Source organism: Pedobacter duraquae, from assembly GCF_004362245.1.
GTDB classification, from domain to species: Bacteria; Bacteroidota; Bacteroidia; order Sphingobacteriales; family Sphingobacteriaceae; genus Pedobacter; species Pedobacter duraquae.
The window spans coordinates 1,333,850-1,348,862 of sequence record NZ_SNWM01000001.1; the positions used below are offsets into that span (position 1 = coordinate 1,333,850).

Annotated in this window: 15 protein-coding genes; 8 read left to right on the forward strand and 7 right to left on the reverse strand. The window is 42.1% G+C overall.

Translation table 11 applies throughout. The features are described from left to right. The first annotated feature begins 34 nt into the window (after positions 1 to 34). Positions 35 to 1,294 carry an exo-beta-N-acetylmuramidase NamZ family protein gene (locus tag CLV32_RS05735; RefSeq protein WP_133553274.1) on the forward strand — a complete coding sequence of 420 codons (1,260 nt, stop codon included), beginning with the start codon at positions 35 to 37 and terminating at the stop codon, positions 1,292 to 1,294. 9 nt (positions 1,295 to 1,303) lie between these two features. After that, positions 1,304 to 1,516: a hypothetical protein gene (locus CLV32_RS05740; protein WP_133553276.1), complete on the forward strand. Its 213-nt coding sequence runs from the start codon at positions 1,304 to 1,306 to the stop codon at positions 1,514 to 1,516. Here the strand turns inward: CLV32_RS05740 and CLV32_RS05745 are convergent. Continuing rightward, positions 1,506 to 2,561: a DNA topoisomerase IB gene (locus CLV32_RS05745; protein WP_133553278.1), complete on the reverse strand. Its 1,056-nt coding sequence runs from the start codon at positions 2,559 to 2,561 to the stop codon at positions 1,506 to 1,508. The two genes, CLV32_RS05740 and CLV32_RS05745, sit on opposite strands and share 11 nt — an antisense overlap. Positions 2,562 to 2,641: 80 nt before the next feature. On the opposite strand from CLV32_RS05745, the gene fmt reads away from it, so the two are divergent. Next, positions 2,642 to 3,550: a methionyl-tRNA formyltransferase gene (gene fmt, locus CLV32_RS05750; RefSeq protein ID WP_133553280.1), complete on the forward strand. Its 909-nt coding sequence runs from the start codon at positions 2,642 to 2,644 to the stop codon at positions 3,548 to 3,550. On the opposite strand, the gene CLV32_RS05755 is transcribed toward fmt, so the two are convergent. Together CLV32_RS05755 and CLV32_RS05760 are read right to left on the reverse strand one after the other, a co-directional pair. Beyond that, entirely contained in the window at positions 3,547 to 4,386 is an 840-nt protein-coding gene (locus CLV32_RS05755) for an aminotransferase class IV (protein WP_133553282.1), read from the reverse strand. The genes fmt and CLV32_RS05755 overlap by 4 nt on opposite strands. A 6-nt stretch (positions 4,387 to 4,392) precedes the next feature. Beyond that, complete coding sequence (locus CLV32_RS05760) at positions 4,393 to 5,421, reverse strand: RluA family pseudouridine synthase (protein WP_133553284.1); 1,029 nt, start codon at positions 5,419 to 5,421, stop codon at positions 4,393 to 4,395. Between the two features lie 124 nt (positions 5,422 to 5,545). Between CLV32_RS05760 and CLV32_RS05765 the strand changes: the two genes are divergently transcribed. Next, positions 5,546 to 6,427 carry a 1-aminocyclopropane-1-carboxylate deaminase/D-cysteine desulfhydrase gene (locus tag CLV32_RS05765; RefSeq protein WP_133553286.1) on the forward strand — a complete coding sequence of 294 codons (882 nt, stop codon included), beginning with the start codon at positions 5,546 to 5,548 and terminating at the stop codon, positions 6,425 to 6,427. On the opposite strand, the gene CLV32_RS05770 is transcribed toward CLV32_RS05765, so the two are convergent. Further along, on the reverse strand, positions 6,411 to 9,170 hold the full coding sequence (locus CLV32_RS05770; RefSeq protein ID WP_133553288.1) for a PAS domain S-box protein: 2,760 nt from the start codon (positions 9,168 to 9,170) through the stop codon (positions 6,411 to 6,413). The two genes, CLV32_RS05765 and CLV32_RS05770, sit on opposite strands and share 17 nt — an antisense overlap. A gap of 186 nt (positions 9,171 to 9,356) precedes the next feature. On the opposite strand from CLV32_RS05770, the gene CLV32_RS05775 reads away from it, so the two are divergent. The 3 genes from CLV32_RS05775 to CLV32_RS05785 all read left to right on the forward strand — a co-directional run bounded on the left by CLV32_RS05775 (position 9,357) and on the right by CLV32_RS05785 (position 10,907). Then, entirely contained in the window at positions 9,357 to 9,689 is a 333-nt protein-coding gene (locus CLV32_RS05775) for a hypothetical protein (RefSeq protein WP_133553290.1), read from the forward strand. 85 nt (positions 9,690 to 9,774) lie between these two features. After that, on the forward strand, positions 9,775 to 10,272 hold the full coding sequence (locus tag CLV32_RS05780) for a hypothetical protein (RefSeq protein WP_133553292.1): 498 nt from the start codon (positions 9,775 to 9,777) through the stop codon (positions 10,270 to 10,272). After that, a complete protein-coding gene (locus CLV32_RS05785; protein WP_133553294.1) occupies positions 10,272 to 10,907 on the forward strand; it encodes an SCO family protein in 636 nt (211 codons plus the stop codon). Before CLV32_RS05780 ends, CLV32_RS05785 begins: the two co-directional genes overlap by 1 nt. 38 nt (positions 10,908 to 10,945) lie before the next feature. Here CLV32_RS05785 and CLV32_RS05790 read toward each other — a convergent pair whose 3' ends face one another. From CLV32_RS05790 to CLV32_RS05800, 3 genes are read right to left on the reverse strand one after another with little or no spacing between them, the layout of a single operon-like run. Next, on the reverse strand, positions 10,946 to 12,034 hold the full coding sequence (locus CLV32_RS05790; RefSeq protein ID WP_166641891.1) for a PepSY-associated TM helix domain-containing protein: 1,089 nt from the start codon (positions 12,032 to 12,034) through the stop codon (positions 10,946 to 10,948). A gap of 1 nt (position 12,035) precedes the next feature. Then, positions 12,036 to 14,174, reverse strand: a complete 2,139-nt coding sequence (locus CLV32_RS05795; protein WP_133553298.1) for a TonB-dependent siderophore receptor — start codon at positions 14,172 to 14,174, stop codon at positions 12,036 to 12,038. A gap of 45 nt (positions 14,175 to 14,219) precedes the next feature. Next, the gene (locus CLV32_RS05800; RefSeq protein ID WP_133553300.1) at positions 14,220 to 14,603 is read right to left on the reverse strand and encodes a hypothetical protein; all 384 of its coding nucleotides are present in this window, start codon (positions 14,601 to 14,603) and stop codon (positions 14,220 to 14,222) included. A 212-nt stretch (positions 14,604 to 14,815) separates the two neighbouring features. Between CLV32_RS05800 and CLV32_RS23060 the strand changes: the two genes are divergently transcribed. Then, positions 14,816 to 14,983: a hypothetical protein gene (locus tag CLV32_RS23060; RefSeq protein WP_166641892.1), complete on the forward strand. Its 168-nt coding sequence runs from the start codon at positions 14,816 to 14,818 to the stop codon at positions 14,981 to 14,983. Positions 14,984 to 15,013: the final 30 nt, after the last annotated feature.

Below are 15,013 nucleotides of genomic sequence, written 5' to 3' on the forward strand. Positions count from 1 at the left end.
TTGATTTAGTGTACACTATTAAAAAAAGCCCTTAATGAAAGCGACCCTAGTCTTTGCACTCCACTTTGGCCTAATCACAGCAGCACTCAGTGCCTGTGGAAACCATACAACACCAACGACAGCTACAGTGTTTCCGGAAAAAGCCGTTACCAGCAAAATTGCCCCATCAAAAATCCGTACCGGAGCTGAGCAAACAGAAAGTTACTTACCTTATCTTAAGGGAAAAAGGATTGGTATGGTTGTAAACCCTACCTCAGTAATTGGCAAACAGACTGTAGTAGACAGCTTACTCAAAGTTGGGGTAAAAATCACGAAGATATTTGGACCTGAACATGGATTTAGGGGCGATGCCAGTGCTGGAATTTCTGTTGATGATGCTGTAGATGCAAAAACAGGCATTAAAGCCGTTTCCCTATATGGCAAACATCAAAAGCCTACAACAGCGGATCTGGCAGACTTGGATCTGATTGTTTTTGATATTCAGGATGTGGGTGTTCGTTTTTACACGTATATCAATACACTGCAACATGTGATGGAAGCCTGTGCTGAGAACAACAAAGAAGTACTGATCCTGGATAGGCCAAATCCCAACGGATTTTATATTGATGGGCCGATCCTCGATCCGAAACTGGCATCGGGAATTGGTTTGCAACCTATTCCCGTGGTACACGGATTAACGGTTGCTGAATATGCACAGATGCTGAACGGTGAAGGTTGGCTAAAGGGAAAGGTGAAATGTAAAATTAAGATCATTAAGATTGCGAATTACACCCACGACATGCCCTATGTATTGCCAGTTAAACCTTCTCCCAATCTTAACACTCAGCAATCGATTATGCTTTACCCTACCTTGTGCTTATTTGAAGGAACCTATTTAAATCACGGTCGCGGTACATTATTTCCTTTTACCATACTCGGGTCTCCTGCATTAAAAGGTAAATACAGTTTCTCCTACACACCTAAAAGCATCAAAGGGATGGCAGAAACGCCCCTTTATATGGATAGTTTATGTTATGGCCTGGACCTTAGAAATTATGATATTGCAAACATTAGGAAGGAAAAAGCGTTACACCTTCAATGGATGATTGAATTGTATCAGGCTTACCCGAATAAAGCTGACTTCTTTAACTTCAAACTCAGTAAGCAGATGAACAACATTGATAAACTAATTGGTGTGTCTGACTTCAAAGAGCAGATCATTGCTGGAAAATCTGAAAAAGAAATCAGAGCAAGTTGGGAACCTGGGCTAAGTAAATATAAGACCATGCGTAAGAAATACCTGTTATATCCTTAACTGAGCATTATGAATACTGCACATAAAGACAAAAACGAAAAACCGAGTAGCAATTTTCAGGAAGAGACGCCTAAAGGAAAAGTACCGTCAGGCGATCATGCTGTAAAAAAAACAGAAGACAAAGACTACAATGAGGAAGAGGCTGACTTTAAAAACCCTGCAAAGAAACGTGAAATTGAGGAGCAGCCAGTTAATCCAGTGAAGACGCCGCCTAAATCTTAGCCTTTTTCTGTGCTGACCTAAGAAATTTCATCAGTACTTTTTCATCATTTTCCATCGCTTTTGTAGTCTCGGGTTTTTCCGTGTGTATCTGCTTAAGATATTTCCCTAGCTGGTCGTTTTCAAAGGCCTCGAGTAGCAGGGGATATACATATGAGCTCTTGCATACCGCGCGTGTGTTGCCGAGCTTACTGGCAACACAATCCAGCACTTCAACGATGACTTTCTTTTTAGCCTTTACTTCTTGCGGATCGCTGCAGCATCTTGCGAGTTGACGCAGTGCTTCCAGCGTACCACCCCAGGTCCGGAAATCTTTTGCAGTAAAATCACAGCCGGTGATCTCGCGGATGTAATTGTTAATCTGGCCGGAATCTACAGAGCGGTGCTCCTTTCCATGAGTATAGTACTGAAAGAGCTCCTGCCCTGGAATATCGCGACTCTTTTTGACCAGGGCAGTTAGCGTTTTATCATTTAAGGTCACCTCCTGTTTTACACCTTTTTTACCCACAAAACTTAGGGTGAGCGAATTGCCGTTTATCTTCGCGTGCTTATCGCGAAGGGTACTCAGACCGTAACTTCCATATAAATTTTTGTAGGCCTCATTTCCAACACGGATCAATGTCTTCTGCATCACCTGAACGCATATCGCCAGTACCTTTTGTTCATCAAAGTCCTTACGTCGAAGATCTTTTGCTAAACGTTTTCTCGCTGCCGGAAGTGCTTTTCCGAACTCAAGAAGTCTAAAGTATTTACTTTCTGACCTTCGGGATGTCCATTTAGGATGGTACCTGTATTGTTTCCTCCCTGCTACATCTAATCCCGTGGCCTGGAGGTAGGCATTTTTTTTAGGCGCTATCCAAACCTCCGTCCAGGCAGGCGGCAACACCAAAGCCTTGATTCTTCCTAACAGCTCTTCGTCATGGATACGCTTGCCATCACGGTCCACATAATGAAACTTACCCGGCTTTCCTTTCCTGTAAATCCCAGGCGCACTATCACTGCTATACACCAAACCACTTGATTTAATCTCTTCCCTCGCGTCAACCATATTATTTTCGTTATTTTTGCTTCTTGCAAGGCAGGTTTTAGAATCTGTATTGCGTGATTTTTGGAACTTAACACTTGTAAATGAAAATAGTTTTTATGGGTACCCCGGATTTCGCTGTTGCTTCTTTAGCTGCATTGCTGAGTGCCGGATTTGATATTGTTGGAGTGGTTACAGCAGCTGATAAACCTGCCGGACGTGGACAGAAGATCAACGAAAGTGCCGTTAAGAAATTCGCTGTAGCACACCATCTTAAAGTACTACAGCCCCTCAAACTCAAAGCGCCCGAATTTATTGAAGAGCTCAGGGAACTGGGGGCAGAGTTACAGGTTGTAGTTGCTTTCAGGATGTTACCAGAAGTGGTTTGGGCAATGCCTGCAAAAGGAACGATTAACCTGCATGGATCATTGTTACCTGATTACAGAGGTGCGGCACCAATCAATCACGCAATTATCAATGGGGAAACTGAAAGTGGCGTAACCACCTTTTTTCTGACTCATGAAATAGACACAGGTGATATTATCCAATCTGCAAAAGTAAGTATCGGACCAGATGAAACTGCTGGTGAACTACATGATAGGCTTATGGAGACAGGGGCTACATTGCTTGTTGAGACCGTAAAATCTATTGAAACCGGAACTTATACCGAAAAACCGCAACAAAGTACCGCTGAAACCAAACATGCGCCGAAACTTTTCAAGGAGTTTGGCGAAGTGAACTGGAATGAGCCTGCACAGAACATTCATAACCTGATCCGCGGATTAAGTCCTTATCCAACGGCATACACCCATTTACAAGACAAAACCCTAAAAATATTTAAGGCAGAACTGGAAAACACTCCGCCAGAAATTGCTGTTGGAACTTATCTTACCGATGGGAAAACATACCTTAAGTATGCCGCAGCAGATGGGTTGTTAAATCTGACCGATGTACAACTGGAAGGGAAAAAGAGAATGCCTGTTGGCGATCTCTTACGGGGAATGCGTTTCTAGATACTGGCGTTGAGCAATGCACTTAACTGCTTGGATACTTCGTTAAAGTAACGTTTTTTACCATAACCCATGATCCACCGGATCCCACCTATAGCATTCGTAATAAATACTTCTTCGGCTTCTTTAAGGACTTCGGGATTCAGCTGTGCCTCAACAATGTTGATCCCGTTGGTTCTGGCAGTGTGCATTACTACATTACGCATCACACCGCCTACGCAGCCTTCAGACAATGCTGGCGTATAGATTTGCTTGTCGTACACAACAAAAATATTAGAGCTGATGCTTTCGCAAAGGAAGCCATGTTGATTTAGCAGGAAAGCATCATCTAACCGCTGTTGTTTTTTAAAAAGACCTGCCAGCACGTAAATAAGCGCACTGCTGGTTTTGTAATTTGATAGCTTATTTACCGGCTTTGCTATATCATCATATACATCGATAATGAGCCCGCGTTTATTAAGCTCATAGCCATCTTCAGGTAATGTTGAACATTCCAGCAGATATCCGGACTTATTGGTATCTGGAGTATACAGCCCATCACCTGCCCGGTACACAGACAACCTAAATCTTAAGGTACCCTTAAGTTTGTTTTTCTTCGCCAGTTCTGAAGTTTTTTGTCTTAAAAAGTATTCATCCATCAGTGCTCCGCCTTCCATCTTTAAGGCTGTCATTCCGGCACGCAGCCGATCAGCATGCTGCTCAGCAAACATCAGCTTTCCATTATACATCTTCATCGATTCAAACAAACCATCCCCGTATTTAAAAGCCCTGTTCTGGCTACTGATTACAGGCTGGTCTGCCGTCATAAATTCGTCGTTGTATAAAATAAATTGCTGCATGTAATATTAAGCCTGTACGATATAGTTTCTCCATTTATGAAGCACCGCTTCAAAATCGGATGGCAAAGGTGCTTCAAATTCCATATATTCTTTAGTAGTTGGGTGAATAAATCCTAAAGTTTGTGCATGAAGAGCCTGTCTTGGCATTAAATCGAAGCAATTTTGTACAAACTGTTTATACTTCGCAAATGTCGTACCCTTTAATATTTTGTCGCCGCCATAATTTGCATCACTGAATAATGGATGGTGAATATGCTGCATATGTGCACGGATCTGATGGGTGCGTCCGGTTTCCAACTGGCAGCTAATTAAGGTAACATAACCCAGTCTTTCTAATACAGTATAGTGCGTTACAGACCATTTTCCTTTGTCCTCATCCTCATAAACATCCATTACAATTCTGTTTTTAGCACTCCGGCCAATAAAGCCTGTTACTGTACCATTTTCTTCCAGATCTCCCCATACCAGCGCAAGGTACTTACGGGTGATACTATGATCAAAAAATTGTTTAGCAAGCTTAGTCATCGTTACTTCATTCTTACTGATCAGCAACAATCCTGATGTATCTTTATCTATACGGTGCACCAGTCCTGGTCTTCCCTCATTTCCAGGAAGTTGTGGGAGCTGCTCAAAATGAAAAGCAAGTGCATTTACCAGTGTACCGGTGTAGTTGTTAAAGCCGGGGTGAACTACCATACCTGCAGGTTTATTTACTACAAGTAAGTCAGCATCTTCATAAACGATATCCAGCGGTATATCCTCAGGATAAACTTCGGTGTCTCTTGGTGGATGCGGGAACACGATGGAAATTTCATCCGATGGTTTTATCTTATAGCTGGCTTTAATTGTTTTTTGATTAACGAGTACGTTGCCAGCATCGATTGCATTCTGAATCCGGTTACGTGACGCATTTTCCATACGCTGCATCAAAAACTTGTCAATCCTTAGCGGTGACTGTCCTCTGTCTACAACAATATTAAAATGTTCGTATAAATCCTGCTCTTCTAAATCCTGTCCGGTATTGGTATTTTCCATGGTACAAAACTAATCTTTAAGTATTACATTCTTAAATAAGAAATTGGTGAGACCACATAAGTCCATTTCCCGGAGTAAAAATCTCAGCGAGGATCAATTAGTTTTTCAGATATTATATTTGTAAATGTTTACAAATGTTTATAGCCCGCTCGAAAAGCTGAACCATACACGTCTCAACGAGCTCTGGGTTAAGCGGGACGACCAGATAGACCCTTACATTTCCGGAAACAAATGGCGTAAACTAAAATATAACCTCGCGCGTGCCAGAGACTTACAAAAAACACATTTGGTTACATTTGGTGGCGCTTTCTCCAACCACCTGGTAGCAACTGCAGCGGCCGCTGCCAGAACAGGATTTAAGGCAACCGCATTTGTTAGAGGAGAGGTTGTGGATAACGAAATGCTCCTGCTCTGTCGCTTATACGGAATGGACCTGCGATTTACGGACCGGCTGAGCTATAAGGACAAAGAAGCATTGTTTCAGAAATATTTTGGCAATAACCCAGATACCTTTTTTATTGATGAGGGCGGTGCCGGCGCTGATGCGGTGTCTGGTTGTGCGGAAATTGTAAGTGAGCTTCCTGAAGATGTAAGCCACTTATTTTGTGCTGCAGGGACAGGTACTACTGCCGCGGGTCTTTTAAGTGGAATCAAAACTGCCGACTCAAAAACGGTACTCCACGTAATACCTGTTCTAAAAGGTGCCGGTTTTATCAGGGATGAGATTTTAAAATATTGCGACCTGGAAGGACAACTTGTTGTACATAACGACTATCACTTTGGTGGATATGCTAAAACGCAACCTGAGCTGCTACAGTTTATGAAAACCTTCATCGCCGATACAGGTATGTTGATAGACCCGGTTTATACTGCTAAACTGTTTTATGCCATTGATGATCTGTCTGATCGAGGGGCACTCAAACCTGACGAAAAGATTGTTGCGCTACATACAGGAGGATTATTGGGTATCTGGGGGATGAAAAACGAACTTAGATCCATTTATTAAATACCGCCGCAATAGTTTCTTCTACTACCGGTTTGACCACAAAATCGTCCATTCCTGCGGCGATACATTTTTCGCGTTCGCTTTTTTCATTTCCCGCCGTGAGCGCAATAATTGGAATGTGCATATCTTTTTCCATGATTCTTATCCTTCTTGATGCCTCGTAGCCATTCATTTCGGGCATCTGTACATCCATAAAAATAATATCAGGTTGTTCAATCTCGCAGTAAGCCACAGCCTCAGCGCCGTCTACAGCCTCCACAATCTTTGCATTTGGCGCTATTCTTTTCAACAATGTTCTGGCCAGAAGCATATTGATCGCATTATCTTCAGCAATAAGTACCGTTAAGCTACGAGCTACCGGTTCCAAAACTGTGAAGTTAGCATCGACTTCAGGTACTATATCCCCTGCCTCGGACTTCAACCGGAGGTCAAAAAAGAACGTACTACCTTCCCCCGGACTACTTCTCAATTGCAATTTACTTCCCATTAAACCGAGGAGGCTGTTGGAAATTGTGAGCCCCAGTCCTGTACCGCCATATTTCTTTGTGGTAGACCCATCTTCCTGAGAAAACGCTTCGAATATTTTCCCAAGTTTTTCGGGGTGAATACCGATCCCGGTATCGCGAACGCTGAACCTGAATACCTGCTCCAGATCATATGTAGAAATGAATTGGATAGATAGTTCAATTTCGCCCGATTCCGTGAATTTCACGGCATTCCCGAGGAGATTGATCAGGACTTGCCTTAGGCGGACGTCATCCACCCAGACAAATCGGGGCACCCCTTGTGCTATGCGGAGCATCATTTCCAAGCCTTTATGCTCAATCTGATATTTGATGATATCTGTTGCCTGACCACTTAACTCATACAGGTCGGATTTCACAATATCCAGCTCCAACTTACCAGCCTCAATTTTGGAGAAATCAAGAATATCGTTAACGATGCTGAGCAAGGCACTGCCAGATTGATTTACAATTTTTAAGTATTGCTGCTGCGCAGGATTAAGTTCCGTCTTCAATACCAGGTCTGTGAAACCGATGATCCCATTTAAGGGGGTGCGGATTTCATGACTCATATTTGCAAGAAATTCAGATTTAGCTAAGTTGGCTTCTTCAGCAGCCAATTTTGCTGCCTTGATTTCCAGTTGCGCCTTTTTGCTGTCATTGATATCTTGAAACGTTCCATACATGCGTTTACAGACACCATTTTCAAAAACAGCATTTCCTATTGTCCTGACCCACACGTCTTCCCCTTTTTTATTTACAATCTGGAGCTCAATATCCCAGGGCTTCCCAGTTTTCAGGCATTCATTAATCGCTTCAGTAATTTTTGTACGGCTCTCCCCCTCTTTATAAAAGCTAATCCCACTCTTGAGATCAGGTATATAATCCTGGCCGAGGCCATGAATTTCTTTCGTTACGGAAGTCCAGTAAATGTGACGTTCCGGAAAATCCAGTTGCCATCCCCCTACCCGGGCAACCTGGTTGGTTCGTTCAAGCATTTCTTTGGTTCGTTGCAGGTTGTTTTCCAACTCCTGTTTTTCGGTGATATCAACCGCATTCCCTATTACGTAAGAATCTCCGGATTGGCTCTCTTCCAGCACATTATTAAACATCCAAATACGTAGGTTGCCATTCTTTCCCCTTGTAACCATCTGACCTCTGGCAATGCCCTGTGTGGCTACTACCCTCAGGTATTCTTCCAGCATCAAATGCCTTTCTTCGGGAATGATATCAAACAAGCTCATACTGAGAAGCTCGTCAACGCTATATCCTATTATATTTGCTCCGGCACTATTTACAGATAAAAAGCGACCGGCAAGATCATGCGTACACATCAGCCCCTGTGAATTTTGAAAAAAGATCTTAAGCCTCGACTCACTGTCAGCAAGTGCAATCTCCCTAGCTTTCTGAATAGAAATATCACGTCCAACAGCAAACAGAAATCCCGTAGCAGGTTCTGGAGTACCCTCCCATTGGATCGTTTTATATCCTTGATCCTTTGTTTTCAACCGGGTTGTAAAATCAACGGTTTTTTCACCAAGCTTCAGTTTTTCCAGCTGCCGCTGAGTTTCCGCAACATCGTCGGGGTGTGTGAGTTCAGAAAACGGCGTCGTCAGAATTTTAGTGTCATCCCAGCCTAAAATCTCTTTAAACGCAGGGTTGATCTTTTTAAAATAACCGTCTGTTCCGGCAACACAGATCAGGTCATTAGAAAGTCCGAACAGTTTCTCGAAGTTCTTCAGCTCTTCCTTTTGTCTCCTTTCCATGATCAGTCCCATAACTTCATTAGCAAGGAGCTCAAGGGCGCGTTTTTGGGTAGCGCTGAGCACGCGCGGTTTAGTGTCGATAACACATAGGGTACCCAAAGTATAACCTTCGGGATCTGTTAAAGGGTACCCTGCATAAAAGCGAATCTTTGGATTACCAGTAACGAGTAGGTTATTCTGGAATCGTTCATCTTTTGTAGCATCGGCGACTTCAAGAAAAGAATTACTTTGGACAGGGTAATTACAAAAAGCCAGGCTGCGTGGTGTTTCTTCGACGTCTAATCCGACTTTTGACTTAAACCACTGCCGGCTACTGTCTACTAAAGAAACAAGGGAAATAGGTGTTTCACAAATTATTGAGGCAAGCTCAGTAAGCCGGTCAAATTCTTCCTCACTCAATGAATCTAAAATATCGTAGCTACGGAGGGCCCTCAGACGGCCCTGCTCATTTGCGGGTTCCAACTTACCTTTCACAACAGATTTGGTTATAGATGATAGTAACTAATATACGTAATTCGTTGTACTATATATTACAAAGGCTGAAAATTATTGTTAGCAAACGCTGCCCTTATTTAATTTATTCCGGAATAAATTAAGCCGGAATGGCTATTTTTGCAGTGTATGCCAAACCGCTTGCTTACGCTGATTTTAATGATAGCCATGATAAGTTCCAACTTATCGAGGTTTTTCGTGTATGCGGGCTTCGAAGCTAACAAGACTTATATTGCTGCAAACCTCTGTGTAAATAAAAGCAGGCCCTGGATGCATTGTAACGGTCGCTGTTATCTCGCTCAAAAGATCAAACAAACCGAAGAAAAGGAAAAGAAGCAGGAGCGCGAAAATCAAAAGAGCAGATACAACGAGGTTTTAACGGCCGTGCTCATCATCAAGCCTTTTAGCAAAAACATAGCACTTTGCAGCTACCCTGCCTGCCGCGTACAAGATCCTGTTAAGCTCAGCTTTGCGATCTTCCATCCACCGCAATTTGTTTAATTGTATCACATTACTATTTTTTTTATTATTCACGATTTGAAAGGCAAATAATAGATGCCTTTCAAATCCTACATACCGTTATTTCATGAAATTAAATACATCATTTTTTTTAACTGCATTTTGTGCAGTTTCGTTAGCGTTAGTAATGCAATCATGCAGCCAAGAACCAGATTTTAAAGTAGTAAGACAAGAAGTGCTGGATCAGCATGATCAGTTGATGCTTGATGGCGAAAAGGTAATGACATTACAAATGAAACTAGATACGCTAAGTAAATCAGGATTAAAAACGCTTAAGGTAAACCAACCTGCCCTGGATACAGTTGCCGAACAACAACAGATAAAGGCCTTGCTAAATGACCTGGTTAAGGCCGACGATAGTATGAACAACTGGATGCATGCTTTTAATCCGGATGCTGAGGGCAAATCAAATCACGATGCTGTTTTATATTTTAAAGACGAAAAGGTCAAAGTAAACCAGATCGATAGCCTTTATAGAATAGCGCTGACAAATGCCAATACCTATTTGAAGCGCCTTAATATGGCGACAGATACCACAGTTGCTGTACATCAACATAAAATGTAATGGTGAAGTCTTTTCATTACATCCTGGCGGCCCTGTTTTTTGCTGCAGGATGTCAGTCTAAATCAGAGCGACTGCCGATCTACGGCAACAGAGAGGCTGTAACCAAAATAGTTGATGGTAAATCGATAACAGATACTGTATATCAGACCATTCCTTCATTTCAATTTGTGAATCAGGACAGTGTGTTGATTGACAATCACCTATTTGATGGGAAGATTTATGTTGCAGACTTTTTCTTTACAAGCTGTCCTTCCATCTGCCCGGTTATGCATCGTAACATGTTGAAAGTTTACCATAAATTTCAAGGAAATAAGGATGTGATGCTACTTTCGCACAGTATTGATTTTAAATATGATGTGCCACACATCCTTAAAAAGTATGCGACAAAACTAGGTGTCAATGACCAGCAATGGCAGTTTGTCCACGGCAGCAAAGAAGTTACTTACACGCTTGCCCAGAAAAATTATCTGGTATCCGTTAGTGTAGATCCAAAAGCTCCTGGAGGATATGTACACCAGGGTTACCTTATCCTGGTAGACAAGCAAAAACGTGTGCGGGGTGCTTACGATGGCACCGTTGCAGAACAAGTTGATCAGTTGATGAAAGATATGGATACGCTTCTAAAAGAGCAATAATGAATAAAGGCAGGTAAAAAACCTGCCTTTATTTTGTTTTACCGCCTCCTCAACCAAAGCAGAGCTCCGGTTACAGATAGCAGACCCGGCAATAAGCCCAGGACTACATAGATCCAGCGGAGCAACGTGCCGCCGTAAGCCCCGATATGAATCTGATATACCTCAGCATCAAAACGTTTACCGAAGTGCTGTTTATCAATGTCGCTGAGCATCTTAAATACGCCGGTGGTTGCGTCAAAAGACATCCCACTTGTTTTACCCTGTAATAAGAAAAACGTGGTGGAGGGCAAGTGCCCGCGTACCAAAATATCCTGCCCGGACATGCAGGGAATCGTTACTGCAATAGGCACAAAGCCCTTTACAAGCTGTCTTGAACGTTGCACTATACTATCCAGATTAGCGCTCACAATACTGTTTCGATGTACGGGCATCAGTTTCCAGGTGTCTGCAGAAAAATGCTCTTTGTTCATCCAAAAACCGGTAAAAAAAAGAATTGCAGTAAAGATGGTAGCCCAAACACCAACAATCCTGTGCAGTGATGAAAGGGCCGTTCGGCGGTTCTTAAAGTTAAGACCCGCTTTGAAACGTAATGCATCCCATAGATGCTTTCGGTAAACAACAAGGCCGGTTGCTAAAGATAGTAACATAACAAGACCTATAATAGCAGTAAAGAGTTTTCCCGGCATCCCTAACTGCAAGCTATAGTGCAGAGAATACAGCCAGCGAAAAAATGAAGGGGTAATATCCTGATAACTGCCTTCCCTGAGGATTTTACCACTGTAGGGATCGACAAAAATGAAATAAAGATAGTTTGCGGTAATACTTTGCTGGTTTTTATAAACCATAAATTCATAACTGTCATACCGATCAACCGGAAAATCATGCAATACAATCTTCTTCAGGTTTGGGTGGGTACGCACAATCATATGGTAAATACTATCGATTGATACCCGATGATCCATCGGCTTTAGCTGATGTAGGTCACTATTGATAAATCGATCAATCTGTGTCCTGAACATGAGCATGGATCCGCTAAAGCCATACAGCAGGAAGAATATTCCCGCTGCAAGTCCGAGCCAGCCGTGTGCTTTAAATGCCAGTTTTGTTAAGTTACGCCTGGTTTTCATGCTAAAACTTATAACCAATTGAAAGTCTAAATTCTCTGGGTGGATAAGGTACGTAAGCATACAAACCTACCGGCCTTGTCCAGGCGCTACCATAGTTGAACCTGTTCAGGACATTGTTAACCAACAGATTTATCGAAACTTTTTCATTAGACCAACCTAAACCCGCATCTACCCTGAATATTGGCGCAACATCAATATTTCCATCTTGAGGATAACGTCCGGCCCTTCCCATTTGTAACTGGTAACCTGCAGAAGTGGTTAAACCCTTAACTGCTCTTAAAGGCAACTTATAGTTGAGCCAGGTATTCTGAATGTGTTTTACCCGATAGGGCGACGACAGACCAATAAGACTCTTATTGGCGTCGTCCGAGATATAGGAATCTGTGTACGCGTAATTAATCACCACGTTTAAGTCTTTAACCAGCTCACCTTTCAGATCGAATTCAATACCTCTAGATTTAGTCTGCCCAATCTGCGACTGCAAATTTGTTAGTGGATCGCTTACAATAATGTTATCTCTGGTAATGTAGTATACCGAAATTGCGGTGTTCCATTTCCCCTCTCCCCAATCTTTTTTAAAACCGGCCTCTACATTTTTCCCTTTTAACGGTTCAAACACGCCACCACTGGCGCTTATCCCACTCTGTGGCGTATATGTTTGATCCAAAAGTGCATATGCGGTAAAATCCGGCAGCAACGAGTAGCTCAAGCCGATTCTGGGTGTAACAACAAGATCAGATACCGCGGAGTTGGTGGGTATACTAACGCTACTTCTAGCCGAAGTTAACCTGGCTGCAATTGTGAGCCTGAATTTATTCTGCAGAAAGCCAAGCTCGTCCTGCAGATAACCGGCATAGTACGCAATAGCTGATTTGTTGGTGGCAATATCCGATAGTGCACCTTGTTTTTCATTAGGATCGAAGCTGATACCATATACCGGATTATTCACATCCAGGGGATACAAAGTTTGATTTGCTTTTTTGTCATTATAGCCGGAATAGGCTAATAAATGTTTATGGTTGATATCGAAACCTGCTAAGAGCTGATGACTAACATTTCCAGTTTGGAAACTGCCGTTTAAAAACATTTGCAGTGCATACACATCTGTTTTAAATCGTTCGTACGTCACCCTTCGCGGTATAAAATTTGGTTTTGTCTTATCGTAAGCAGAGACAAAAAAGTAATTCCCATCGAGATTATCCTGAGCAAATGTACCCTTAATATTGAGTTGCCAATGCCTACTAAAACTGTTGTGATACGTTAAGAACGCATTGTTTTCATGGGCATTAACGGGCTTCTTATTTGGATCAGCAATACTGAAATCTATGGGTTGTGCCGCAAAACCATTTGGTGTAAAAACTGTAAGCAGATACTGTTCAAATTGCTGTCTTTGATAAATGTACTCCCCAGAAATAAAGGAATGACTGTTGATATTATATTTCAATACAGGATCGATTAATATCTTATCATTAAATGCAAATTTCTGGAAAGACTTAGCTTTCTGTCCAATTACATTTAAACGATATTGCCATTTATTGGCAGAATCCAAACGTCCGTCCAGATCAGCACTTAATCTGTATAGGTTAAAACTCCCCGTAGTAAAATTGACATTATTAGAAGTCATGCCACTGGGCTGTTTAGTCACAACATTAAAAGAACCTGCCGGGTCGCCAACCGAATTCACGAAACCCGCCGGGCCTTTGATAAACTCGACCCTGTCCATAATCCCAACGTCTTCCGGTGTAGGCCCATAATAAATCATAGACAGGTCTACACCGTTGCGCAACGTATTTATCGCCGCACCACGCATGAAGATAAACGGGCCATAAAAGTCGGCAGTATTATTCCGAATAGCGCCACTTACATTTCGAGTTACACTCTCATTAATATTGATCGCCTGTTGATCGGTAAGAATGCTTTGGTCTACCGCCTGGATATTTTGAGGAAGTTCCAGCATCGGAGTTACAAGTTTCAGGCTATTTGACGAACGGTCGATTTTGTAGCGTTTATAATATTTAGAAGTTACATTAACTTCTTTAAGTTCGTGCACCGTAGAGTCCTTTTTTGCAGGCACCACAGTTTGCGCACATACGCCTGTAGTTACTGCTAACGCAGCAACCAGGCCTAAGAATTTATTCATCAGGATATTTTTAAACTAATTTGTACTCAGAAAATTAACGGAAAACTAAACCATCAACTTCGGTGGTCTGAATACAGTCGTCATATACTGACTGCAGTAAGTGTATTGATAGGGAGGAAAATGTGCAACTACTGACGCAGTTACTGGAGCATTGAGGTTTATCATGTAAGCACGTTGTAGAAAAGACGTTTCCATTCTGTTCAGGTTATCCCGCGCAGCTTGTTTTTTCTCCTTTTCGTTTACCTGCTTTAACTTAGACATCAAATAGCAACGTCCATTACAATGCATCTCAGGCCTGTTTCTATTCACACATAGATTTTTGGCGATGTAATCCTGATTAAGCTGAAAACCGGCATATACAGCAACCTGTGAAAAGCCGGAGCCAATCAAAGCTATTAGTAAACATACCGCAACAACCCTTTTTTGCATGTTCGGCAAAAGTACATATTAGCACGACAGGAACAAAGATGATAATCAAATTGTCACTGACACTGCTTCCCTAGAATTCTTACCGCCTGTTCTTTTTTAATTTGTGATGAAAAGGAACAATTTTAATTTCGTAACGTTTTCCGTAAATTCGAAGAGAGTAATCGATTCGTATCTCTGCATAGCAAATAGTTCATTTTTCAAAATTTCCATTTATGCCAGTATCAACCAAAAAAACTTCACCGGGCATCAGTTACGGGAAGAATAACATCGATCCGGAACCTAAGCCACAGGAAGAACAAAAATTAACCGAAAAAACAATGCCTGCAACTGAGTTTCTTAACCTGTTCGGAAAAAACAAATTGCCCGAAAAAAAATCCTGAAATTTATTAAATTGCAGGAGATCAAATGTT

Bases quoted from the DNA above. Each gene is read 5' to 3' on its own strand.
- CLV32_RS05735 (WP_133553274.1), top strand. From the start codon at position 35: ATGAAAGCGACCCTAGTCTTTGCACTCCACTTTGGCCTAATCACAGCA.
- CLV32_RS05765 (WP_133553286.1), top strand. From the start codon at position 5,546: ATGTTTACAAATGTTTATAGCCCGCTCGAAAAGCTGAACCATACACGT.
- CLV32_RS05795 (WP_133553298.1), bottom strand. From the start codon at position 14,174: ATGAATAAATTCTTAGGCCTGGTTGCTGCGTTAGCAGTAACTACAGGC.
- CLV32_RS05780 (WP_133553292.1), top strand. From the start codon at position 9,775: ATGAAATTAAATACATCATTTTTTTTAACTGCATTTTGTGCAGTTTCG.
- CLV32_RS05790 (WP_166641891.1), bottom strand. From the start codon at position 12,034: ATGAAAACCAGGCGTAACTTAACAAAACTGGCATTTAAAGCACACGGC.
- CLV32_RS05745 (WP_133553278.1), bottom strand. From the start codon at position 2,561: ATGGTTGACGCGAGGGAAGAGATTAAATCAAGTGGTTTGGTGTATAGC.
- CLV32_RS05760 (WP_133553284.1), bottom strand. From the start codon at position 5,421: ATGGAAAATACCAATACCGGACAGGATTTAGAAGAGCAGGATTTATAC.
- CLV32_RS05740 (WP_133553276.1), top strand. From the start codon at position 1,304: ATGAATACTGCACATAAAGACAAAAACGAAAAACCGAGTAGCAATTTT.
- fmt (WP_133553280.1), top strand. From the start codon at position 2,642: ATGAAAATAGTTTTTATGGGTACCCCGGATTTCGCTGTTGCTTCTTTA.
- CLV32_RS05785 (WP_133553294.1), top strand. From the start codon at position 10,272: ATGGTGAAGTCTTTTCATTACATCCTGGCGGCCCTGTTTTTTGCTGCA.
- CLV32_RS05755 (WP_133553282.1), bottom strand. From the start codon at position 4,386: ATGCAGCAATTTATTTTATACAACGACGAATTTATGACGGCAGACCAG.
- CLV32_RS05800 (WP_133553300.1), bottom strand. From the start codon at position 14,603: ATGCAAAAAAGGGTTGTTGCGGTATGTTTACTAATAGCTTTGATTGGC.
- CLV32_RS05775 (WP_133553290.1), top strand. From the start codon at position 9,357: ATGATAAGTTCCAACTTATCGAGGTTTTTCGTGTATGCGGGCTTCGAA.
- CLV32_RS23060 (WP_166641892.1), top strand. From the start codon at position 14,816: ATGCCAGTATCAACCAAAAAAACTTCACCGGGCATCAGTTACGGGAAG.